At 64.1% G+C, this 20464-nt stretch carries 19 protein-coding genes, 1 tRNA gene and 1 pseudogene; 11 read left to right on the plus strand and 10 right to left on the minus strand.

Going from position 1 to position 20464, the window contains the following annotated elements:
* The first annotated feature begins 42 nt into the window (after positions 1 to 42).
* Together AB7531_RS34105 and AB7531_RS34110 are read left to right on the plus strand one after the other, a co-directional pair.
* Positions 43 to 1020 carry a LysR family transcriptional regulator gene (locus AB7531_RS34105; protein WP_063984967.1) on the plus strand — a complete coding sequence of 326 codons (978 nt, stop codon included), beginning with the start codon at positions 43 to 45 and terminating at the stop codon, positions 1018 to 1020.
* Between the two features lie 386 nt (positions 1021 to 1406).
* The gene (locus AB7531_RS34110) at positions 1407 to 3797 is read left to right on the plus strand and encodes a TonB-dependent receptor (protein ID WP_063984968.1); all 2391 of its coding nucleotides are present in this window, start codon (positions 1407 to 1409) and stop codon (positions 3795 to 3797) included.
* 83 nt (positions 3798 to 3880) lie between these two features.
* Here AB7531_RS34110 and AB7531_RS34115 read toward each other — a convergent pair whose 3' ends face one another.
* From AB7531_RS34115 to AB7531_RS34140, 6 genes and pseudogenes are all read right to left on the minus strand, one after another.
* Entirely contained in the window at positions 3881 to 4081 is a 201-nt protein-coding gene (locus tag AB7531_RS34115; RefSeq protein WP_014497279.1) for a hypothetical protein, read from the minus strand.
* Between the two features lie 139 nt (positions 4082 to 4220).
* Positions 4221 to 4640 carry a hypothetical protein gene (locus tag AB7531_RS34120; protein ID WP_063984969.1) on the minus strand — a complete coding sequence of 140 codons (420 nt, stop codon included), beginning with the start codon at positions 4638 to 4640 and terminating at the stop codon, positions 4221 to 4223.
* A gap of 140 nt (positions 4641 to 4780) precedes the next feature.
* A complete protein-coding gene (locus AB7531_RS34125; RefSeq protein WP_231144373.1) occupies positions 4781 to 5974 on the minus strand; it encodes an MFS transporter in 1194 nt (397 codons plus the stop codon).
* Between the two features lie 51 nt (positions 5975 to 6025).
* Positions 6026 to 6646: a TetR/AcrR family transcriptional regulator gene (locus AB7531_RS34130; RefSeq protein ID WP_063984971.1), complete on the minus strand. Its 621-nt coding sequence runs from the start codon at positions 6644 to 6646 to the stop codon at positions 6026 to 6028.
* A 1109-nt stretch (positions 6647 to 7755) separates the two neighbouring features.
* Positions 7756 to 7960, minus strand: a pseudogene (locus AB7531_RS34135) (SOS response-associated peptidase); the annotation flags it as partial.
* An 807-nt stretch (positions 7961 to 8767) separates the two neighbouring features.
* A complete protein-coding gene (locus AB7531_RS34140; RefSeq protein WP_155795367.1) occupies positions 8768 to 9088 on the minus strand; it encodes a hypothetical protein in 321 nt (106 codons plus the stop codon).
* 993 nt (positions 9089 to 10081) lie between these two features.
* Here AB7531_RS34140 and AB7531_RS34145 point away from each other — a divergent pair.
* Together AB7531_RS34145 and AB7531_RS34150 are read left to right on the plus strand one after the other, a co-directional pair.
* Positions 10082 to 10516 carry a YybH family protein gene (locus tag AB7531_RS34145; RefSeq protein ID WP_063984987.1) on the plus strand — a complete coding sequence of 145 codons (435 nt, stop codon included), beginning with the start codon at positions 10082 to 10084 and terminating at the stop codon, positions 10514 to 10516.
* A gap of 464 nt (positions 10517 to 10980) precedes the next feature.
* Positions 10981 to 11160: a hypothetical protein gene (locus AB7531_RS34150; protein ID WP_371496182.1), complete on the plus strand. Its 180-nt coding sequence runs from the start codon at positions 10981 to 10983 to the stop codon at positions 11158 to 11160.
* A 300-nt stretch (positions 11161 to 11460) separates the two neighbouring features.
* Here AB7531_RS34150 and AB7531_RS34155 read toward each other — a convergent pair whose 3' ends face one another.
* Positions 11461 to 11676: a hypothetical protein gene (locus tag AB7531_RS34155; protein ID WP_063984989.1), complete on the minus strand. Its 216-nt coding sequence runs from the start codon at positions 11674 to 11676 to the stop codon at positions 11461 to 11463.
* 122 nt (positions 11677 to 11798) lie between these two features.
* On the opposite strand from AB7531_RS34155, the gene AB7531_RS34160 reads away from it, so the two are divergent.
* Complete coding sequence (locus AB7531_RS34160) at positions 11799 to 12125, plus strand: hypothetical protein (protein WP_063984990.1); 327 nt, start codon at positions 11799 to 11801, stop codon at positions 12123 to 12125.
* Positions 12126 to 12310: 185 nt separating this feature from the next.
* Here the strand turns inward: AB7531_RS34160 and AB7531_RS34165 are convergent.
* A tRNA-Pro gene (locus tag AB7531_RS34165) sits at positions 12311 to 12387 on the minus strand.
* 68 nt (positions 12388 to 12455) lie between these two features.
* Between AB7531_RS34165 and AB7531_RS34170 the strand changes: the two genes are divergently transcribed.
* The 4 genes from AB7531_RS34170 to AB7531_RS34185 all read left to right on the plus strand — a co-directional run bounded on the left by AB7531_RS34170 (position 12456) and on the right by AB7531_RS34185 (position 15983).
* The gene (locus AB7531_RS34170) at positions 12456 to 13445 is read left to right on the plus strand and encodes an L-threonylcarbamoyladenylate synthase (RefSeq protein ID WP_063985075.1); all 990 of its coding nucleotides are present in this window, start codon (positions 12456 to 12458) and stop codon (positions 13443 to 13445) included.
* A 78-nt stretch (positions 13446 to 13523) separates the two neighbouring features.
* Positions 13524 to 14951 carry an FAD-binding oxidoreductase gene (locus AB7531_RS34175; protein WP_063985076.1) on the plus strand — a complete coding sequence of 476 codons (1428 nt, stop codon included), beginning with the start codon at positions 13524 to 13526 and terminating at the stop codon, positions 14949 to 14951.
* Complete coding sequence (locus AB7531_RS34180) at positions 14948 to 15388, plus strand: GNAT family acetyltransferase (RefSeq protein WP_063985077.1); 441 nt, start codon at positions 14948 to 14950, stop codon at positions 15386 to 15388. Before AB7531_RS34175 ends, AB7531_RS34180 begins: the two co-directional genes overlap by 4 nt.
* Positions 15389 to 15401: 13 nt before the next feature.
* A complete protein-coding gene (locus tag AB7531_RS34185) occupies positions 15402 to 15983 on the plus strand; it encodes an NUDIX domain-containing protein (RefSeq protein ID WP_063985078.1) in 582 nt (193 codons plus the stop codon).
* A gap of 132 nt (positions 15984 to 16115) precedes the next feature.
* Here AB7531_RS34185 and AB7531_RS34190 read toward each other — a convergent pair whose 3' ends face one another.
* The gene (locus AB7531_RS34190; protein ID WP_166348444.1) at positions 16116 to 17075 is read right to left on the minus strand and encodes an IS5 family transposase; all 960 of its coding nucleotides are present in this window, start codon (positions 17073 to 17075) and stop codon (positions 16116 to 16118) included.
* Positions 17076 to 17392: 317 nt separating this feature from the next.
* Between AB7531_RS34190 and AB7531_RS34195 the strand changes: the two genes are divergently transcribed.
* Together AB7531_RS34195 and AB7531_RS34200 are read left to right on the plus strand one after the other, a co-directional pair.
* Positions 17393 to 18322, plus strand: a complete 930-nt coding sequence (locus AB7531_RS34195; RefSeq protein ID WP_063985080.1) for a glycine reductase — start codon at positions 17393 to 17395, stop codon at positions 18320 to 18322.
* Between the two features lie 36 nt (positions 18323 to 18358).
* On the plus strand, positions 18359 to 19552 hold the full coding sequence (locus AB7531_RS34200; RefSeq protein WP_063985081.1) for a CaiB/BaiF CoA transferase family protein: 1194 nt from the start codon (positions 18359 to 18361) through the stop codon (positions 19550 to 19552).
* A 108-nt stretch (positions 19553 to 19660) separates the two neighbouring features.
* Here AB7531_RS34200 and AB7531_RS34205 read toward each other — a convergent pair whose 3' ends face one another.
* On the minus strand, positions 19661 to 20425 hold the full coding sequence (locus tag AB7531_RS34205) for an SOS response-associated peptidase (RefSeq protein ID WP_063985082.1): 765 nt from the start codon (positions 20423 to 20425) through the stop codon (positions 19661 to 19663).
* Positions 20426 to 20464 lie beyond the last annotated feature (39 nt).

A 20464-nucleotide genomic window follows, 5' to 3' on the forward strand; every position in this document is an offset into this window, starting at 1 on the left:
AGATTGACAGGGGCGGCTTAATAAGGAAAATTTCTATTCATAATGAGTGCCAAAGAATTTTCTTATAATGGCCCCGGCCACGCAGCGGCCCAGCTCCGGCATCTGACGATCCGGCAGCTGCGCTCGCTTGCGGCGCTCTCGGCGAAGGGCAGCGTCACTGCGGCCTCGAGCCAGCTCGGCCTGACCCAGCCAGCCGTCACCCAGCAGCTCCGGCAGCTCCAGGACCTCGCCGGCCTGCCGCTGGTGCAGCGGACCGGCGACGGCATGCTGCTGACGGAGGCAGGCAAGGAGGTGCTGACGCTCGCCGAACGCGTCGAGGCCGCGATCATGGACTGCCAGGGCGCGCTCGATCTGCTCGCTGGACGGACCGGCGGCACGGTGCATCTCGGCGCGGTCTCGACCGCGAAATACTTCGTGCCGCATGCGATCGCGGCGTTCTCGAAGCGGCATCCGAAGATCGAGATCAAGCTCACGATCGGCAATCGCGAGGAGATCCGCGAGGCCATGCACGGCTACGATCTCGATTTCGCCGTGATGGGTCGGCCACCGGCCGACGTCAGCGTCGACGTGCGTCAGCTCGGGCGCAATCCGCACATCATCGTCGCGCGCAAGGGGCACTGGCTGGGGAAGGATTCCGGCCTAAACCTGACCGACCTCGTGCACGAGACCTTCCTCACCCGCGAGCCGGGATCAGGGACGCGCACGCTGATGGAAGGCATGTTCCAGAGATCGGATCTCGAGCCGATCATCGGCATGGAGATGAGCAGCAACGAGACCATCAAGCAGGCCGTCATCGCCGGGCTCGGCATCGCCTTCATCTCGGCCCACACGGTGGCGCATGAGCTCGCCGAAGGTCGTCTCATCGTGCTCGATGTCGCGGGCCTTCCGATCGTCCGGCAATGGTACGTGATCCGCCGCAGCGACAAGGTGCTGCTGCCACCGGCGCAGGCGATGTTCGATTTCCTGGGCTCCGAGGGCTCGAACTATTTGCCCGACGTGCCCGAGTTCGGCGGGCAATAGCCTGCCGATACTCACCCCATCAGCTTCATCGCGATCGTCGCGGCCAGAACGACGATGATCTGGAGCAGACGCTCCGTCGTGAAGATGCGGTTGAAGGTGGTCATCGCTTGGCCCGGCCGACGTAGGAGATCTCGATCGGCGTGTTGCTAGCACACGCGGGCGCCGAGATAACTCCGTAGTCGCCACGGATCCTGCCGGTGCGCCGAAACATGTGATCGCCTGGAACCCGACAAGTTTCGAACGATTCAAATCATCCTGCGCGGAATGGCCGCGCGGTCACTTTGTTCATGCACACAGTGACTTCGCGTGCACGGATGCGCCTTGCCCCGCATCCGGCCGTGCAATGGGGAATCCGGGCGAGTTTTGAAAGAGTCGGGGAGGGCGCGATGAGCCACATCGCCGCCGCGGGAGAGCTTTTGTCTGCCGCAAGCTACATGTCCAAGCGCAATTTTTCGGGTATCGGAGGCGTGTTGACCGCGCTGATGACGTCAGCTGCGTTCTTCGCCAGTCCGCAGGCCTTTGCGCAATCCACGCCCGCGCAAGGCGTGACGATTCCATCCGTCACCGTGACCGCGCCGGACGCACAGCGCCGTACCAATCCCGCTTCGGCCGCACGCCGGTCGAGCGGCACGCGGAGCCGCCGGACGCAAACGGCACGGCGGCCGGGGACGACCGCCGCGCCACAACCCTTCCTGCCATCGCAGGACGCGCGCACCGGCACCGTCGGCTATTTCGCCAACAGCACCTCCGTCGCCACCAAGTCGAACACGCCCATCGTCAACATCCCGCAATCGCTTTCCGTCATCACCCAGCAGCAAATCCGCGACCAGAATTATCAGGGCTTGACCGATGTCACGCGCTACGTCCCGAGCGTCGCCGTCCACCAGGGCGAAGGCAATCGCGACGAGCTCGTCATCCGCGGCGTCGATTCCAGCGCCAACTTCTTCGTCAACGGCTTTCGTGACGACGTGCAATATTTCCGCGACCTGTACAACGCGCAAAGCATCGAGGTGCTGAAGGGCCCGAGCGCCCTGACCTTCGGCCGCGGCGCCGGCGGCGGCGTGCTCAACCGCACCCTCAAGGAGGCCGATGGCACCCGCATCTACCAGGCGACGGGGCAAACGGGCTCGTGGGGCGACCGGCGCGTCACGCTCGACGCGGGCCAAGCCGTCAACGACAACGTGGCGGCACGGCTGAACGTGTTCTACGAGGGCAGCGATGCCTTCCGCGACTTCAATCATCTCGAGCGCTACGGCATCAACCCGACCGTCACGCTGAAGCCCGACGACTTCACCAAGATCAAGCTGTCCTACGAATATTACCACGACGGCCGCACCGCCGATCGCGGCAATCCCTCGCAGGGCCTTCCCGGCGGCGTCACGCGATTCAATCCGACGACACCGTTCGCGCCGAACGGCAATCTTCAGACCTTCTTCGGCAGCCCCAGCCTCAACACCGCGCAGGCGACCGTGCAGACCGGCATGGCGATCATCGAGCACGACTTCCAGAACGGACTGTCGGTGCGCAACGGCACGATGGCGGCCGACTACCAGAAGTTCTACCAGAACGTCTATCCCACCGGCGGGCCGCTCGCCGGTGCCGTCAACGCAGCCGACACCGCGGTCAACCTTGGCGCCTATCAGCACACGACCAACCGCGACAACGTCTTCAACCAGACCGACTTCACCTACAAGGGCTGGACTGGGCCGATCGCGCACACGGTGGGCTTCGGCACCGAGTTCGGCCGCCAGACCGGTGTCGACATCCGCAACACCGGCGTCTTCCCGAACGGCACCAACACCATCGTGCAGAACCCGTTCGCTCCGACCTATTTCGGACCGGTCACCTTCGTCCACCACTTCACCGGCACCAACACCGATGGCGTCACGACACCGGATTCGAACAGTAAATATGCGCTCAACGTCGAGTCCGGTTACCTGCGCGACACCATCGAATTCTCACGCGCGCTCCAGCTCATCGTGGGCACGCGGTTCGACCGCCTCGAGATGTCGGCGCTGGACATGAACACCAACCTCAACCGCAACCGCACCGACAATCTGGTGTCGCCGCAAGCGGCCGTCCTCCTCAAGCCGATGGAGACGATGTCGGTCTACACCGCCTACAGCATCTCCTATTTGCCCGCGTCCGGCGACCAGTTCTCCTCGCTCAACGACGGCACGCTGATCCTCCAGCCGCAGAAGTTCGAGAACACCGAGGTCGGCATGAAGTGGAACATCAATCCGAGGCTGCTGTTCTCGACCGCGATCTACAACCTCAACCGCACCAACCAGCCGATCGCGGACGGCAACAATCCCGGCTTCTTCCTGCCCTCCGGCAGCACGCTGACGCGCGGCTTCGAGGCGAGCCTCGTCGGCTACGTCACCGAGCAATGGCAGTCCACGCTCGGTTATGCCTATACCGATGCGAAGATCACCAGCGCGACGTCGGCGACCGTGGTGCCGGGCAATCGCGTGCAGCTGGTGCCGTACAATCAGTTCGCCTGGTGGAACAAGTACCAGTTCACGCCGATGTGGGCGGCCGCGCTCGGCATCATCTATTTCGGCGATTCCTTTGCATCGTCGGATGACACGGTGAGACTGCCGAGCTTCGTGCGCTTCGATGCCGGCGTCTACGCCACGATCGATGCCAACTGGCGAGCGCAGCTCACGGTCGAGAACATCTTCAACCGCGGCTATTGGGCGTCCGCCGACGGCAACAACAACATCTCGCCCGGCCAGGGCCGCACCGTGAGGGTCCAGGCGAGCTACCGGTTCTGACGGCTATGGCGCGAACGTCTGCGTCCCATCGCGTGTCGTTCGCGCCGTTCGTCATCGATACGAATACCTGTGATGGTTAACGATCAGGCAGCGCGCTGGACGGCGGCGTAATCCGCGCGCGCGGCGAAATAGGCTTCCAGCTCCGACAGCGCCCGCGCTTCCCACTCGCTCGCCTGCTCCAGAAGCGACCAGCTCTGGCCCGGGCGGAATGCAGCGGTCTGGCGATAGAGCGATGCGATGCCGCGATAGCGGCGCACGTTCTCAAAGATGGCGTGACCGTTCATGTTCAAAAACTCCCTCGTCATTCCCGGGGGAGAAATTGCGGCCAAATCTTTTTCGAAAAGTTAGCGGCGCGCACCAAGCTCGCGGATGGTTGCCGGACTGTTGCGCCGGCGCAACGCGCCCCTTCCGCACGAGGCGGATTTATTGCGAATTCGTTGCCGTGCTCTCGCCCGAGGGCTTCAGCCCGCCGCGGCTGATCATTGCCATCATCTCGCGGCAGAGATCGGCAAGGCCGATCAAGAGCACCGCGAGCAGGCAGAACAGGTTGATGGAATCCGCGCCCGCGCTGGAGAGCGGCATGAACTGGAAGAACGGCGGGATGAACGCCCACCACACCAGCGGAACGGTGAGCAGCGCGGCGAACACCGCCGCCGGCGCGCCCGCGACGATTCCGAGCACGAACAGGCTAGGCAGGAACGCCGCGAAATAGAGCTTGGCGCCGAGTGCGACGCAGACGCCTTGAAGCGCGGCCGACACGGCGACGACGATAAATCCGAGCAGAAACGCCTGCCACGACCATGGCCGTACCCGCGGTACGCCAACCAGTCCCGCACGCCTCATCAGCCTCCCCCTGCCGCCCGTTAACCGGGCTCGCTTGCGACCAAAGTACTACAGCCGCAGGGAAACCGCGAGACGGAAATCGCACGGTGCCGGGCTGCGTATCCAGGGCTTGGTAAACGGCCGCGGGCACGATCGTACCGCTACTCTGTCGCCGCATAGAGCAGGCCCGCGACGGGCAGAGCAAGGCCAATGGCCGACGCCAGCGTCCAGCCGCCTTGCGCGAAGGCCCAGGCGCCAACCGCAGAGCCGGCAGCGCCGGCGGCGAAGAACGTCGCCATATAGAGGCCGTTGAGACGGCTGCGGTGCTCATGCCCGAGCGCGAAGATGGCGCGGAAGCCCAGCACGACGTTCCCCTGGACACCGATATCGATAGCGATCGCGGCCACGACCAGGCAGGCGAGATTCAGCGTCGAGCCGGCCGCACCGACATAGGTCACCAGGAAGCCGGCGGCCGCGAGCAGCATGGCGACCAGCGTCGCGATGCGGCTATGGCCGCGATCGGCGAGCCGTCCCGCGATTGGCGCGGCGAACACGCCGGCGACGCCGGCGAGCGCGAACAGCGCGATGCCGCGCTGGGAGAAGCCGAATTCACTGGCGAGCTGGAGTGGCGCCACCGTCCAGAACAGGGTGAAGGCACCGAACAGGCTCGCCTGATAGAGCGCGCGGCGCCGGAGCAGCGGCGTGGTCCGCGCCAGATGCGGCATCGACAGCAGCAGCGTGCCGTAATGCATGCGCGCGACCGGCTTGCGCTTGGGCAACGTCGTCCACAACACCGCCGCGAGCACGATCATCAGCGCGGCGGACATGAAGAACACCGCGTGCCATGACAGCGCTGCCGTGACAAAGCTCGACACCGGCCGCGCCAGCATGATGCCCAGCATCAATCCGGTCGAGACATTGCCGACGACGCGGCCGCGAATGGCTTCCGGCGCAAGGTGTGCAGCGTAGGGAATGATGATCTGCACGGCGACCGAGCCGAGGCCGATGAACAGCGCGGCGATCAGGAACGGCAGCGCGTGGGTGGCGAACGCGGCGGCCAGAAGCGCCGCGGCGCCGAGCGTGATGACAGAGCAGATCAGCGCGCGGTTCTCGACGAGGTCGCCGAGCGGCACGATGAAGAGAAGCCCCACGCCGTAGCCGATCTGCGTCATGGTGACGATCAGCCCGGCCGCCGCATGCGAGAGGCCGAGCGCGGCGCTGATCGGGGCGATCAGCGGCTGGGCGTAGTAGATGTTGGCGGCGACCATGCCGCAGGCCGCGGCAAGCACGAAGGTCAGTCGCTGCGACACCGCATCCGGCCCGGGTGCGGTCTCGATCGTGGCATTCATCGTCATTCCAACAGACTCCAGATATCGGGAATGATCATTCCCTAATATGACACAAATTCAGTCGAGCAGTTTCATCGCGACGCCGACCAGGCGCTCGCCGTCGAGCGGCAGGCGCGCCTTGCCGACGACGCGCATTCCCTGCGTGATGCAGATCATCAGCCGCGCGGTGTCGTCGGTCGCAACATGGGCGGGAATCGAGCCATCGGCCTGGCCCTCGCGAATGAGGCCGGCGATGAAGGCCTCGTTGGTCTCGAGCTGGGCGTTGACGCGGGCACGGACGTCCGGATCGAGCGCGGCGAGCTCGACCGCGCCGCCGACCACGATGCAGCCGCGACGGCCCTCGATCCCCTGGGAGTGCTCGACATAGGACAGCAACATATGGCGCAGTCGCTCGCGACCGTTGGCGCCGCGCGCCGCCGCGCTGCGGGTCTGCTCCCGGCGCACCGCGGCATAGCGCTCGAAAGCGGCCAGGAACACGGCCTGCTTGTCGCGAAACGCCTTGTAGACACTGCCGGTGGCAAGCCGCATCGCGGCTGTCAGGTCGCCGATCGAGGTGGCATGATAGCCCCGCTCGCAAAATACGCGTACGGCGCGGTCGAGCGCGGTGTCCATGTCGAATTCCCGGGGACGGCCGGGTGGACGGGCAGCAGGCTGGGGACGGCGCGCGGCTTTTTGCATTGCGGGATAATAGGGAATGATTGTTCCCGAATCAAGGCACGGAGTTGTGAATGGGGGGTGGATGGAAGGCACGCTCTCTCCGCATCGTCATTGCGAGCGTAGCGACTTGTCCGCCGAAGCTTCAGCGAAGGCGGAAGCAATCCAGAATCCCTCCGCGGAAAGGCTCTGGATTGCTTCGCTGCGCCCGCAATGACGGAGCAAGGGGCATCGGCGTCGTCCTCCAAGTACCACAGTCATTCCCCGCGACCCGGCTACGCCAAGGCTTCGCCGGGGCTGAGGTCCAGGGCCGCCGAAGCTTTAGCGTAGGCGGCAAGCGGGGAATCCAGTACGCCGCGGCCTCTCGGCTCAATCACAGCCGTCTCTGCAATGCTGGATCGCCCGGTCAAGCCGGGCGACGACAGCGAGTGCCTGGTCGCAGACACGCCTTCGCATCCTCGCGGCCCAATTCGCCCGAGCTTTGCTTGGTCGCTCCACCCTCTCTAAGCCAAGAGGGCGCAGGGAAGGCCGGGTGCTGACCTCGCACCCGCGGTCCGCTGCGCGAAGATGGTGCGCAGGGAAACCGCACAGCAGCAGGTGGTGCCAATCACTCGGCCTTCCCTGCGCGATGGTTGGACGGCTTATGCCGTGCTCTCCCGGGAGCCGAATTCCTTCTGGCCTCCCTCACGCCTGCGAAAGTCACCAGCACCGCGCCGGTTGACGCGACTGCCGCATTCGCAAAGCACTTGACCGTAGCAACGACGGCCAGGACCACACGGTTTTGCCGTACGCACGGCCCGCCATTTCGCCGCAGTTTTTCCAGCCCTGTCGACGGAGCCGGAAACTTGCAGACGAGACGAACCTGACAGCGCCGCTCATCCGGCACGAAGTCTTGGGCTCACGGAGAGCAATCCGCCCTGCCCTTGGCCTCTCGCGCCCGACGCTGCCGCGTCCACCGCAAGCCCGGCTCGCGACAGTGACGACACAAGATCGCCCCTCTTGGTGAGCCGGGATGGGCGACACATACGCCAATTCCGAATTTCGGTAAAGTGGAATATTCTTGCAAGCGCAACTTGACACCGGCGCAGATCGGAATGACCCGGTGTTTTGCCCGACGGCCGGGGTCAGCGGGGCGTGACTGGCAGCACGCCTGTGCGAAGTGGCGGCGGCATGCCCCACCGCATCAACACCATCCTGCGTCTGTGTTGCGGACGACCGGCGCAGGATAGTCGGGAAACACGCCGGGCATCGGTGCGAGGTTGCCGACGTATCGGTTGGCGACGCGAAACAGTGCGGCGACGCAGCTTGGTTCGTCGCGATGCTGTAGAGGTTGCACATGCGGTTCGCGGGCTAACGCTTTTTAAAGTCCGTTAGCTTGCGCAGGTAGTAGCCTTGTCGCTGAACGGCGAGCTTAATGTTCTCACTGACGCTCGCTACTTTTTTCTTCTTATGCCATCTGCCTGACGCGTCGGGAAGCGGAATTGGCAAACCATTTCGCACAACCAACAGATCTCGCCTGGTGTTAAGATACACATCGAACATTCTAAGGCCCCCAGCCGATTGTCAGAGTATCGCGGGGAGCAGAAATAGCAAACAACTCCGCCCGGCCTACGATGGACTAGCACGCCGCTACAGATTGCGGTGGATGGCGTGCCGGCACGCCGGCACAACGGAGGCGACGTAGGACCTGTGTCGCGACTTGAGCGGCGGTCATCATGTGTCGTCATCCAGTGGCGGCTCACCTCACTTGTCGGCCATCTCCTGTTAGACCTTGGCAATCTCTGTGCGCACCTCGAACACACATGCTCGATGGCGCGCCGGGCCGCAAGATCGCTACGTCGCGCACCGTGCAGGATAGATGCCATCAAAACGGTGCCAGCAATGCCGCTTTAGCCACACTTACCGGTGAGGACCTGATCTTCAAACGTAGGAGAGTACGTCATTCCGCTGACCGATCAGTCGCGAAATTATGTTGGCGAACTGAACGAGAGAAAAAATTGCGAGGAATTCCAAAATCATTTCGAAAAGCCTCCGGGTTCGAAAATTCGCTGTCGTAAAACACGCCCCAGCCCGGAGACCGCAAATCTAAAACTGTTTGTTGCGGCGTAAACGCAAAATGGAACAGTTCAACGAAGAAACAATAAATCAGTTGCCTTTCGGCAACAGCATGAGGAGATTGCAGCGTTCTCGAAAACACGCTGTCATTGCCGCGCCGTGCGCAGCATCGGCTTCACTGCGCGACGATTGCCGCCGCTCGCGCCGCAGGTATCGCAGATAAGCGACGCGGCTCTGATCGAGCGGGAAGCCGTCACCTTGCCGCTGGATTACGCCTTCGGCTTCGAGCTTGCCGATGTAGGTCCGGCTGCAATCGAGGTGCTGCGCCAGCGCCGACGCGCTGACGGTCTCGGCGCTTCTGGATCGCGGTCGAGGAACAGGCTTGGCGACGGGCGCGACGGTTTCGGTCATCAGCGTCATTCCTGCTGCATCGCAGCGGGATAGCTCACTTTCGCTTCCGGCGGCAGAGCGGACCATATCCAGATTTGCTGCTGGTCGACCTTGGGCGCGATTGCGCCTAACCGGACCTTGCCATGCGGTCTTGAACTCATTCGTTGACGAGGGCGTGTATTGCCCCGTGACCCAAATCCCTTATGTTTATTCGTAGCAGTGATCGGAGCCGGCCCATGTTTCCGTTAATTGTTGCTGCAATCCTTTATCTCAGCCTCATCTCTGCGTGCGGGCACTATACTGCGAACTATGCCGAACAGAGGGGACGCTCTAGGGCCGCCTGGTTCATCTGGGGCGGATTGCTTTATCCACTCCCCTACATTGCGTTGGCACTCTTACCGCCAGTCCGCCGGGAGACGCCGGTCTAAGTCCGCCTCGCTTGGCGGCTTTTCTTGAGTGTCGCCTTTGGGCCCATCGCGTCATTTCGCTGCAAAGCGCTCGCTGCTCGCTATCGGCGCATAGCGAACGTTCCGGCGTCCCCTGCAACTGCAACCACGCATTTTCTCGCACCAGATATTCTCAATAGGTGCGGTGGCGCGGTCCCCGCGTTTCTTTTTGCCCTCTGAAGAACCCTGACGACCGATTGCGGAGGGACCGCCCATCCTTCGACGGTCGCCGCCAGCCATTGCGGGCATCACGTCATCACCACGACACGGTGCGAGCCATCGACGATGCCGCGTTCGGGGCCGACATTCGCTGGCTTTCTGACCCAAAACAACCGTAGGCATTATTCCGAGAACCGTGTAGCCTCCCCGCACCGTCACGCTCTTTGCTTGCCGGAAGCTGCTGCCCACAAAACGGAGAAACGCCGAACTCTCCGCTTCTCTTCAAATTGCAGCCTTGGTGCCATTGGCAGGCGCGATCTTCAGAACCAGCCATTCACAGATCACCAGCGTGCGCGTCGCATAGGCGCGCCCGACTGGCGGACACGATCAGATCAAAGAGGGCAAAGTCATGAGCAAAAGCTTATCGCTGCTGCTGGTGCTGTTGTTCGTCACTATCGGCCATGCGCGGGCGGACCCGCTCAATGAGGACATGACGAAACTCAATGCGCAATGGGATGCAGCGATCAACGATCCAAATTTCGATGCCTTGCTGCCAATGTATGCCACCGATGCCAGTCTAATCCCGCCCGGCGCACCGCCCGTTTCGGGTGCGACTGCGATACGCGACTTCTTTGCCAAAAGGGGAACGAGCGTCAGAAATCACAAGCTTGAACTTGTTGAGGTTTTGCCAATGGGGAACTACGCATACGTGACCTCCCGCTTCAAAGCTTCCTTGGTCAAAGGCGAGGAAACGACCAAGCTGTCCGGAAGCACCGTTAAGCTTTACGAACACCAGTCCAACGGCGAATGGAAGGTTAAGTCCCACATTTTCGTTCGGGAATAGCCAGCCAAACATTACGAGCCGAATGAGCCGGGATGGGCTACATATACGCCATTTCCGAAATTCGGTAAAGTGGAATATTTGGCGCGATTGGGTTGACAGCAAAGCGAAACACCCGGGCATGCCACCGTCATTCCGGAGCGCGGCGAAGCGGCGAGCTATGATGCGCAATTGCGCATCTGAGATCCCATGTCGCCGCGCAACTGCGGCCCGATGGATTCCGGGCTCAATGCTGCACATCGCCCCGGAATGACGAAGGGGAGAGTGTCACCGCTTCGGCCGCCCGGCAGGCCTTCGCCCTCAGCCGACGCGCTGGCACTCTCCTTGCTGCTCGCCCGCCAATCCCTCAGACCCGCAGTGGGTCTGTTTCATAGTGAGGCGATCCCATGCAATCGACGTCCCGTTTCGAAGCGACCATCCCGACACAGCTCCACGTCCTGATCTCCGATCTGCGTTGGCGCACGCAAATGCTCGACGCCGACATTCAGGAGGAAGAGCGGAGGGCCGGAATCTCCGATCCAAACAATCTCGCCTACCCGATGCTCGCGCAGAACCTGAGAGCCCGGCGCGACAATCTCCAGGTGAGCATCGCGATCCTGGAAAGCCGCATCGAAAAGCGATCAACCGAGTGGCCGAGCGCCGCCTGACGCGGATCGTGCCGGGCCCGACCAGGCACCGCGACGGCATCTACAGAAGGGCGCGGGCGATGGGCGATAGCCCTGTCCGCGCCGGTCAACGCGCAGGAACCCGCGTTGCCCTTTTGCAACGGTTCCCCGCCGTCTGAAGCCGGACAAAAGAAACTCCCATTCCAGCCACGAACCCCGCTCACAACGCCGTGAGACTAGCAGGGGAACTACGATGCGTGCACAGCGCGTTTGGAAAGTGAATGGGGCCGCCAGCATCGGGCAGCTCCAATCGAGACTGGATGACCTGAACAAGCGTCTCGGTCAGCTCGAAAGCCAGCATCCGGCGAACTGGAGGCTCGAAGAACTGAGATCCAGCGCGCTGAGCCTGTCGCGCGAGATCGACGACATCCGCTGCGCCGAGGCGACGGCGGCCTTGAGCGAGCTCTTGCGGAAGTAGAGCTTCGGGCGATTCGAGCGACGCGCAAGGAACCAACCTTCCTCGACGCCATTGCCATGCTGAGCATGGAGCAGAATCATGACCAGGCACCTGACGCGAGCCCATCTCGCGCGCGGGGTGGCCGGCGCGGTGTCCACGCTGGTCCTGTGCGCGACGGCAGCATTCACCATCGCGCACCACTTCGCGCTGTGAGGGATTTTGCATGACATCCGATCCCGAGGAGTCGGTGAGGCTGCAAGGTTTTGGTGAGATGACGTTGCGCACTGCTGTCGCGACGCTGATGGCGCTGGCGCCGCGCGAGCGATCCGACGCCGCCATCTTCCGTGTCCGCGACGACGTGCGTTTGGCCTCGAGCGAGATCGCCGAACTTGCCTCGGACTGGGGCATGACACCGATGGCTGAAGTCAGGTCTCCAAGCCTCGTCCCGGAGCAGCACTGGCCGGACATCGTTCGCGGCATGGTGCGCGAGGCGCCACTGCCGGCACTGATGGTGGCGTTCCTGGTGGGCGTGCTGGTGGCGCGGCGGTAGTCTACTGACCTACTGTCCAGCATCGGACCATCGGCCGGCGAATGTAGAGCCATGCCGCCGCGGCAGATGCCCCTGCCCAACCAAATCGGCCGTGGACCCGCCCCGAAAATCGTTGCAAAAAGGCACTCCCGAGGCGCTGGCGGCCGGTCCGCCAAGCCTCTGGAAAACGTCGACTTTTGGAAGAATGGTCGGAGTGGCAGGATTCGAACCTGCGACCCCTGCGTCCCGAACGCAGTGCTCTACCGGGCTGAGCCACACTCCGACAAGAAGGCGGCTTATAGCGTCGGGTTTGACGCACCGCAAGCGGCCGGCATGAGGAATTTTGTCCCTGTGAAAACGGGTCTTGAAACGCTGATTTTACCGGCCGGCGCGGCCGGCGCGGAAGCTGCCGCCCGGATTTTGGCCGCCGGCGGGCTGGTCGCGTTTCCGACCGAGACGGTCTACGGGCTCGGGGCGGACGCCGCCAATGCCACCGCGATCGCCCATCTTTACGCCGCCAAGGGGCGGCCGGCCTTCAACCCGCTGATCGCCCATGTCGCCGATCTCGCCGCCGCGCGCCGGATCGGGCGGTTCGACGCGCGTGCGTTGAGGCTTGCGGAAGCGTTCTGGCCGGGGCCCCTGACGCTCGTGGTCCCGAAAACGGACGACTGTCCGGTGGCCGAGTTGGCCACCGCCGGGCTCGACACGGTCGCGATCCGCATTCCCGCCCATCCGGTGGCGGAGGCGATCCTGCGCGCCTTCGGCGGGGCCGTGGTGGCGCCGTCGGCCAACATCTCCGGCCATGTCTCGCCGACACTGGCAGCCCATGTCGAAAGCGACCTTGCCGGGCGGATCGACCTGATCGTCGACGGCGGACCTGTTACGGTCGGCGTCGAATCGACCATCGTCGGCTGTTTCGACGCCCCGATGCTGCTGCGCCCCGGCGGGCTGTCGCGCGAGCGGATCGAGGCCGTGCTCGGCGCGCCGCTGGCGCGGCCGCCTGTAGAGGCCGAGAGCGACGACAGCCAGCCGCTGGCGCCGGGCATGCTGGCCTCGCACTACGCGCCGCGCGCCAGCGTGCGGCTCAATGCGCGTGATGTGGCCGCGGGCGAAGCGCTGCTCGCGTTCGGCCCCGATCGCCTGCCGGGCCTGGAGGCCGCCGCCGCTGTCATGAATTTGTCGCCCGCGGCTGATCTCGATGAAGCCGCCACCAATCTGTTCGGCTATCTTCGCGCCCTCGATGCGACGAGCCCGCGAGCGATCGCGGTGATGGCGGTGCCGGAAGAAGGACTTGGCGAGGCCATCAACGACCGGCTGCGCCGGGCCGCGGTCGCCCGATAGCGCATGATCCGGAAAAGTATGCAGCGGTTTTCCGATAAGATCATGCGCAAGAGATAAGAGCGAAGAAGAGACAAGAGCATGAACGTCAATAAATCTGCCACCCCGCCGCTTGCGCCAGAGCTGATCGAACAATTCCGCAAGATCGTCGGCGACCGACATGCCATCACCGACGCGGCCGACATCGAGGCCTACGTTACCGAGGAGCGCAACCTGTTTCACGGCCGCTCGCCGCTGGTCCTGCGCCCGGGCTCGACGGCGGAGGTCTCGGCGATCTGCAAGCTCGCCTCCGCGCACGGAATCGCGCTGGTGCCGCAGGGCGGCAACACCGGGCTCGTCGGCGGCCAGACGCCCCACAACGGCGAAGTGGTGGTGTCGCTGCGCCGGCTCGACAAGATCCGCGAGGTCGACACCGCCTCCAACACCATGACCTGCGAGGCCGGCGTCGTGCTCCAGGTCGCGCAGCAGAAGGCGGCCGACGTGGACCGGCTGTTTCCACTCTCGCTCGGCGCCGAAGGAAGCTGCACCATCGGCGGCAATCTCTCGACCAATGCCGGCGGCACCGCCGCGCTCGCCTATGGCGTGGCGCGCGAGATGGCGCTGGGGCTCGAGGTGGTGCTCGCCGACGGTCGCGTGCTCAACGTGTTGTCGAAGCTGAAGAAGGACAACACCGGCTACAATCTGCACAACCTCTTCATCGGCGCGGAAGGCACGCTCGGCATCATCACCGCGGCCACGCTCAAGCTGTTTCCGAAGCCGCGGGCGGTCGAGACCGCGTTCGTCGGGCTAAAATCGCCGGCGGCGGCGCTGAAGCTGCTGACCATCGCGCAAGGCGAAGCTGCGAACGCGCTGACGAGCTTCGAGTTGCTGTCGGAGATGGCGGTCGACTTCTCGGTCCGCCACGGCATCGACGTGCGCGATCCGCTCGAAGCAAAACATCCCTGGTACGTGCTGATGGAATTGTCCTCGCCCGGCGATGATGCCCGCACGCCGCTGGAGACGATCCTGACGCGCGCCATGGAAGACGAGATCGTCGACGACGCCGTGATCGCGGCCAACCTCACCCAGCGCAACGGCTTCTGGAAGCTGCGCGAGGAAATGTCGTCGGCGCAGAAGCCGGAGGGCGGCTCGATCAAGCATGACATCTCCGTGCCGGTCGCCGCCGTGCCCGCCTTCATCGACGAAGCCAATGCCGCCGTCGTGAAACTGATCCCCGGCGCACGGCCGGTGCCGTTCGGCCATCTCGGCGACGGCAATCTGCATTACAATGTCAGCGAGCCCATCGGCGCCAACACCGCGGACTATCTGGCGCGCTGGCATGAGATGAATGCGGTCGTGTTCGAGATCGTGCTGCGCATGGGCGGCTCGATCTCGGCCGAGCACGGCATCGGCGTGCTCAAGCGCGACGAACTGCCCGAGGTGAAGGACAAGACCGCGATCGAGCTGATGCGCGCGATCAAGGCGATGCTGGATCCGCAGGGCATCATGAATCCGGGGAAGGTGCTGTGAGCGTCTCCCTTACGATCGATGCGATCGATGATGCCGATGTCGAGCCCGTCGTCGCGCTGTGGCAACGCTGCGGCCTGACGCGCCCCTGGAACGATCCGCATGCCGACATCGCGCTGGCGCGGCGGCGCGACAATTCGACCGTTCTGATCGGCCGCGATGGCGGCACGATCGTCGCCACCGCCATGGTCGGCCATGACGGCCATCGCGGCTGGGTCTATTACGTCGCGGTCGATCCCGATGGGCGCAAACGCGGTTATGGCCGCGTCATCATGGCCGCGGCCGAGGACTGGCTGCGCCAGGCCGGCATTTTGAAGCTGCAGCTGCTGGTCCGCCGCGAGAACGCGCAAGCCAATGCGTTCTACCAGTCGCTGGGTTTCGAGGAATCGACCTCGGTGATGTTCCAGAAGTGGCTCGACGGCCGCGCTTCCACAACGTAGCCGGAAAACAGCAATGACCGTATCCGACCGCGTCCGCATCAAGGACGTCCGCGTGCTCTCGGACGGCTGGACCACGCTGAAGACCACGACGTTCGAGTACCGGCGCGCCAATGGCGAGTGGCAGACGCAGCACCGGGAAACCTATGAGCGCGACAACGCCGCCGCCGTGCTGCCGTATAATCGCGCACGGCGTACGGTGATCCTGGTACGCCAGTTCCGCCTGCCGGCCTTTATCCGCGGCTACGACGATCTCCTGATCGAAGCGGCCGCCGGCGTGCTGGACGATGCCTCCCCCGAGGTGCGCATCCGCGCCGAGGCCGAGGAGGAGACCGGCTATCGCCTGCACCACGTCCACAAAGTGTTCGAGGCCTTCATGAGCCCCGGCGCCATCACCGAGAAGCTGCATTTCTTCGTCGCCGAATACGAGCCGGAGATGCGGGTCAGCGACGGCGGCGGCCTCGAGCACGAAGGCGAGGACATCGAGGTGCTGGAGCTCTCGATCGACGAGGCCTTGGCAATGATCGCGGACGGCCGCATCATCGACGCCAAGGCGATCATGCTGCTGCAGTACGCGGCGCTGCATATTTTCAGGTGAGTTACGCTTTCTTCCTTCTCCCCTTGTGGGCCTGTTGCGTTATCGGCTTTTGAGGCTGAAGACGTCAGGAGAGAAGGCCTTGGTCCTGGCAATGCCTGCGAAGATCTGTAGTTGTTGCCCTCAGCGGGCAGCTCACGCGGCGATCGTGGCCCACCGCCTCATGTTGAAGGCGATTGAGGCGAGCAGAACTTGCCCGGTCGCCTTGATCAGACCGACGTAGCGGATGCAGGTCAGCCGCATGCGGCGTTTGAGAGTAGCGAAGGTGGTCTCGACCTGGGCTCGGCGGCGCGCGATGAGGAGGTTGTAGCGTTTGAGCCTCGGCGGCAACTCCGGGTGATGCCGGTTGGGCCGACGAGCAATGCGGGGTTTCTTGCCCTCCGCCTTCAGCCGGGCCCGTCGGGCATGGGTGTCGTAAGCCGCATCGGCCCACACCGCAGCTTCATCGCCGCGGATCAAAGCGTCCGCCGGTGTCGTGTCGTTGATGTTGGCCGGTGTGGTCAGTACCGTGCGGATCAAGCCGGATCCTTCGTCGACACCGACATGGGCCTTGTAACCGAACGTCGTGCCGCTCTTGCCTTGCCGCTTGGTGAAGCGGGCGTCGGGATCGTTTGAGGGGCGATCCTCCTTCGGAGGAGCCGACACCGCCTGGATCAAGGTCGCATCCAGCATCGTGCCGCGCTTGAGGATGACGCCGGCATTCTCAAGCTGACGATCCAGCTCACCAAACAGCTTCTCCAGCAGGCCTTGTTCGACAAGCTGGTTCCGAAAGCGGTTCAGGACCGTATGGTCGGGCGTCGCATCCTCAAGGCTCAAACCGACGAAGCGCTTGAACGACAACCGGTCGCCCAGCGCTTCCTCGAGTTCGCGCTCCGAAAGACCATACAGCGACTGCAACAGCACAGCACGAAACAGCACCAGCACCGGATAGCCTGGTCGACCGGGGCTCCCTTCATCCCGCAAATGGCCGATCAGCTTCTCGAACCGGTACCACTTGACCAGGCCAGCCAGCCGATCCAGCGCCGCATTGGCGCCGGCCCCCTTCGGCATCAGCGCTTCCACAAAGCTCGGCTGTCCCGTCCGCTTGACCGCCATCGCTACCCTCCAAGGCTTTGCCCTAGGGAATCACAATTGACGAATTACGCAACAGGCCCCCTGTGGGAGAAGGTGGCGCGAAGCGCCGGATGAGGGGTACGCGTCCGCAAATTCAGAAAGAGCGGACTCGCGGAGAGATACCCCTCACCCGTCTCGCCGCTCCGCGGCGAGCCACCCTCTCCCGCAAGGGGAGAGGGGAAGACAGCGCAATCGGCTCCACTAAGCCTGCAATTCTGCCCTGCGCCGCCCCGCCCCGGTTGAGCAACACCAAAACTATCTCTAGTCTGGCGCGAACCAAGAACCAGGAGACGCGCCCCATGTCCGCTTCGCGCGACGACGAATTCGGCTTTGCGCCCGACTACGACTCCCCCGTCCCCTATATGCAGCGCACGCGCGAATATTACACCGCGATCGGCTACACCACGCCGTATCGCTGGGCGCATTACACGCAGGCGCCGTTCCAGCCGCTGAAGAAACCGTTGGCAAAATCGCGCGTGACGATCATCACCACGGCCGCGCCTTACGATCCCACCAAGGGCGACCAGGGGCCGGGCGCGGCGTATAATGGCGGGGCGAAATTCTACCAGGTCTATGACGGCGACACCTCGAAGCAGCACGATCTGCGCATCTCGCACATCGGCTACGACCGCAAGCACACCACGGCGACCGACAACGGCACCTGGTTTCCGCTGCCGCAGCTCTTGAAGGCATCTGCCGTAGGCCGCATCGGCGAGGTGAGCCAGCGTTTCTTCGGCGCGCCGACCAACCGGAGCCATCGCGTCACGCTCGACACCGACGCGCCGGAAATCCTGGCGCGCTGCCTCGCTGACAAGGTCGATGTCGCCGTGCTGGTGCCGAACTGCCCGGTCTGCCACCAGACCACCGCACTGGTGGCGCGGCATCTCGAGGCCAACGGCATTCCGACCGTGGTGATGGGCTGCGCCAAGGACATCATCGAGCATGCCGCCGTGCCGCGCTTCTTGTTCTCGGATTTCCCGCTCGGCAATTCCGCCGGCAAGCCACACGACGTCGCCTCGCAGGCACAGACGCTGGAGCTCGCGCTGACGCTGCTGGAAAGCGCGAGCGGTCCGCAAACCACGATGCAGTCGCCGCTGCGCTGGAGCGAGGACGCCTCCTGGAAGCTCGACTACAACAACGTCGCACAGCTCTCGCCTGAAGAGCTGGCGCGCCGCCGCGCCGAATTCGACAAGCAGAAGGAGATCGCGCGCGGCAACCGCGCCGCCTGACGTCCTCCGACAACAACAAACTAAGGGGAGAGCGACGTGACGCGACCGTTCGAGGGCGTGAAGATCCTGGACTTCACGCAGGTGCTGGCCGGCCCCTATGCGAGCTACCAGCTCGCGCTTCTGGGGGCCGACGTGATCAAGGTCGAACGGCGCGAGGGCGAGGACATGCGCCGCACACCGCTCAGCCGCGAATGGGCCGAGCGCGGACTCGCGCCGGCGTTCCAGGCCATCAACGGCAACAAGCGCAGCCTGACGCTCGATTTGCAAAAGCCCGACGCGATCGCGATCGTGAAGAAGCTCGTGGCGCAAGTCGACGTCGTCATGGAGAACTTTCGCCCGGGCGTGATGGACAAGCTCGGCATCGGCTACGAGGCACTCTCCGCGATCAATCCAAAGCTGATCTATTGCGCCGTGTCCGGCTTCGGCCAGACCGGCCCGGACCGCCTGAGGCCCGGCTATGACGGCAAGATGCAGGCGCTGTCGGGCATCATGGCGATCACGGGACATCCCGAGACGGGGCCAACGCGCGCGGGTTTTGCGGTGTGCGACGTGCTGTCGGGCGCGACGGCCGCGTTCGGCGTGTCGAGCGCGCTGTACCAGCGCGACCGTACCGGCAAGGGACAGCTGATTGACGTCTCGATGCTTGAGGCGACGATGGCGTTTCTCTCGGGGCAGATCGCGGACTGGTCGGTCGCCGGCCATCGCCAGCAGCTGTCGGGCAACCAGGCCGTCAGCCGTCGGACCACGGCAAATCTGTTCAGATGCGGCGACGGCCACATCCTGCTCGCCGTCAACAACGAGAAGCAGTACCGCGCGCTGATGTCCGCGCTCGGCCGCGAGGACACGCTGTCAGACCCGCGCTTCGCCGACTGGTTCGCGCGCAACGAGAACGAGGGCGCATTGCGCGCCATCATCGAGGAGGCGCTGGCGGCCAGGCCTGCGCGCGAGTGGGAGACAATCCTGGAAGATGCCGGCGCGCCCTGCGCCAGCATCTGGAAGGTCGAGGAGGTCATCGATCATCCGCAAATCAAGGCGCGCGGCGCGATCCAGGAGCTGGATACGCCCTACGGCCGCCTGCGCTTTGCCGGCAGCGGCTTCAAGCTCGGCCATGGCGGCGGCCGGCTGGACCGGATGGCGCCGGAATTGGGTGCGGATACGGATGCGGTGCTGGGCGAGCTGGGGTTCGATGCAGCGGAGATCGCGGCGCTCAGGGCAAAAGAGATCGTGTAGATTGCGTAGGGTGGGCAAAGGCGCAACGCGCCGTGCCCACCGTCTACCCACTTGCTTGAAACACGATGGTGGGCACGCTTCGCTTTGCCCACCCTACGGCACCGCCGCCTAAAACAACGACCCCTGCCCGTCATCTGACGAGCTAGCAGCGACCTTCCGGGCCGCCTTCTTCGGTTTCGCCGCCTCAGCTTCCGCCTCCATCTCCTCCGCGCTGATCGGCAACACGAGCTGATCGTCGTCATTGGCGACGCGGTTGACGCGGGTGGAGACCGGGTGCCAGGCGAATTCACCGATGCGCGGGGTGGACATCAGCGGCAACACGGCATCGACATCGTCGCCGCGGCTGTCGAGCCAGCGCTCGAAATCGCGCGGGCTGATGGTGACGGGCACGCGGTCATGCAGCGCGGCGAGATCCTCGCCCGCCGCCGCCGTGACGATCGCGACGGTGTCGAGCTCCTCACCGTTCGGCCCGACCCAGGTCTCGAATACCGCAGCAAAGCCGAGCGGCTCGCTATCGGCGCGGTGGATGAAGAAGGGCTGCTTGCGGCCACCCTCCGCCTTCCATTCATAATAGCCGTCGGCCGGGATCAGGCCGCGGCGCCTCCGAATCGCGTTCTTGAAGGCGGGCTTTTCCAGCACCGTCTCGGAGCGCGCGTTGATCAGGAGCGTAAATCCCTTGGGATCCTTGACCCAGCTCGGCAACAATCCCCAGCGCATCAAGCGGAAATGGCGCGCGCCATTCTCGAGCAGCACGACCGGAATCGGTTGTGTCGGCGCGACGTTGTACCGTGACGGGAAATTCGGCTGCTCGATGTAGCCGAACAGTTGCCGTAAAGCCGCGGGGGCCGAAGTTATGACGAAGCGTCCACACATCCTTGGGGGCCTATATAGGGTCCGTTCAGGTCCTTTTAA

This window comes from Bradyrhizobium sp. 63_E2_N1_3 (assembly GCF_052076005.1).
Classification (GTDB): domain Bacteria; phylum Pseudomonadota; class Alphaproteobacteria; order Rhizobiales; family Xanthobacteraceae; genus Bradyrhizobium; species Bradyrhizobium barranii.

What these genes read in the sequence shown, in the direction of transcription:
- AB7531_RS34190 (WP_166348444.1), bottom strand. Translation starts at nt 17,075, where the DNA reads ATGGCGGTCAAGCGGACGGGACAGCCGAGCTTTGTGGAAGCGCTGATG.
- AB7531_RS34140 (WP_155795367.1), bottom strand. Translation starts at nt 9,088, where the DNA reads ATGACCGAAACCGTCGCGCCCGTCGCCAAGCCTGTTCCTCGACCGCGA.
- AB7531_RS34120 (WP_063984969.1), bottom strand. Translation starts at nt 4,640, where the DNA reads ATGAGGCGTGCGGGACTGGTTGGCGTACCGCGGGTACGGCCATGGTCG.
- AB7531_RS34175 (WP_063985076.1), top strand. Translation starts at nt 13,524, where the DNA reads ATGAACGTCAATAAATCTGCCACCCCGCCGCTTGCGCCAGAGCTGATC.
- AB7531_RS34130 (WP_063984971.1), bottom strand. Translation starts at nt 6,646, where the DNA reads ATGCAAAAAGCCGCGCGCCGTCCCCAGCCTGCTGCCCGTCCACCCGGC.
- AB7531_RS34145 (WP_063984987.1), top strand. Translation starts at nt 10,082, where the DNA reads ATGAGCAAAAGCTTATCGCTGCTGCTGGTGCTGTTGTTCGTCACTATC.
- AB7531_RS34115 (WP_014497279.1), bottom strand. Translation starts at nt 4,081, where the DNA reads ATGAACGGTCACGCCATCTTTGAGAACGTGCGCCGCTATCGCGGCATC.
- AB7531_RS34150 (WP_371496182.1), top strand. Translation starts at nt 10,981, where the DNA reads ATGCTCGACGCCGACATTCAGGAGGAAGAGCGGAGGGCCGGAATCTCC.
- AB7531_RS34160 (WP_063984990.1), top strand. Translation starts at nt 11,799, where the DNA reads ATGACATCCGATCCCGAGGAGTCGGTGAGGCTGCAAGGTTTTGGTGAG.
- AB7531_RS34185 (WP_063985078.1), top strand. Translation starts at nt 15,402, where the DNA reads ATGACCGTATCCGACCGCGTCCGCATCAAGGACGTCCGCGTGCTCTCG.
- AB7531_RS34195 (WP_063985080.1), top strand. Translation starts at nt 17,393, where the DNA reads ATGTCCGCTTCGCGCGACGACGAATTCGGCTTTGCGCCCGACTACGAC.
- AB7531_RS34125 (WP_231144373.1), bottom strand. Translation starts at nt 5,974, where the DNA reads ATGACGATGAATGCCACGATCGAGACCGCACCCGGGCCGGATGCGGTG.
- AB7531_RS34105 (WP_063984967.1), top strand. Translation starts at nt 43, where the DNA reads ATGAGTGCCAAAGAATTTTCTTATAATGGCCCCGGCCACGCAGCGGCC.
- AB7531_RS34155 (WP_063984989.1), bottom strand. Translation starts at nt 11,676, where the DNA reads ATGATTCTGCTCCATGCTCAGCATGGCAATGGCGTCGAGGAAGGTTGG.
- AB7531_RS34110 (WP_063984968.1), top strand. Translation starts at nt 1,407, where the DNA reads ATGAGCCACATCGCCGCCGCGGGAGAGCTTTTGTCTGCCGCAAGCTAC.
- AB7531_RS34205 (WP_063985082.1), bottom strand. Translation starts at nt 20,425, where the DNA reads ATGTGTGGACGCTTCGTCATAACTTCGGCCCCCGCGGCTTTACGGCAA.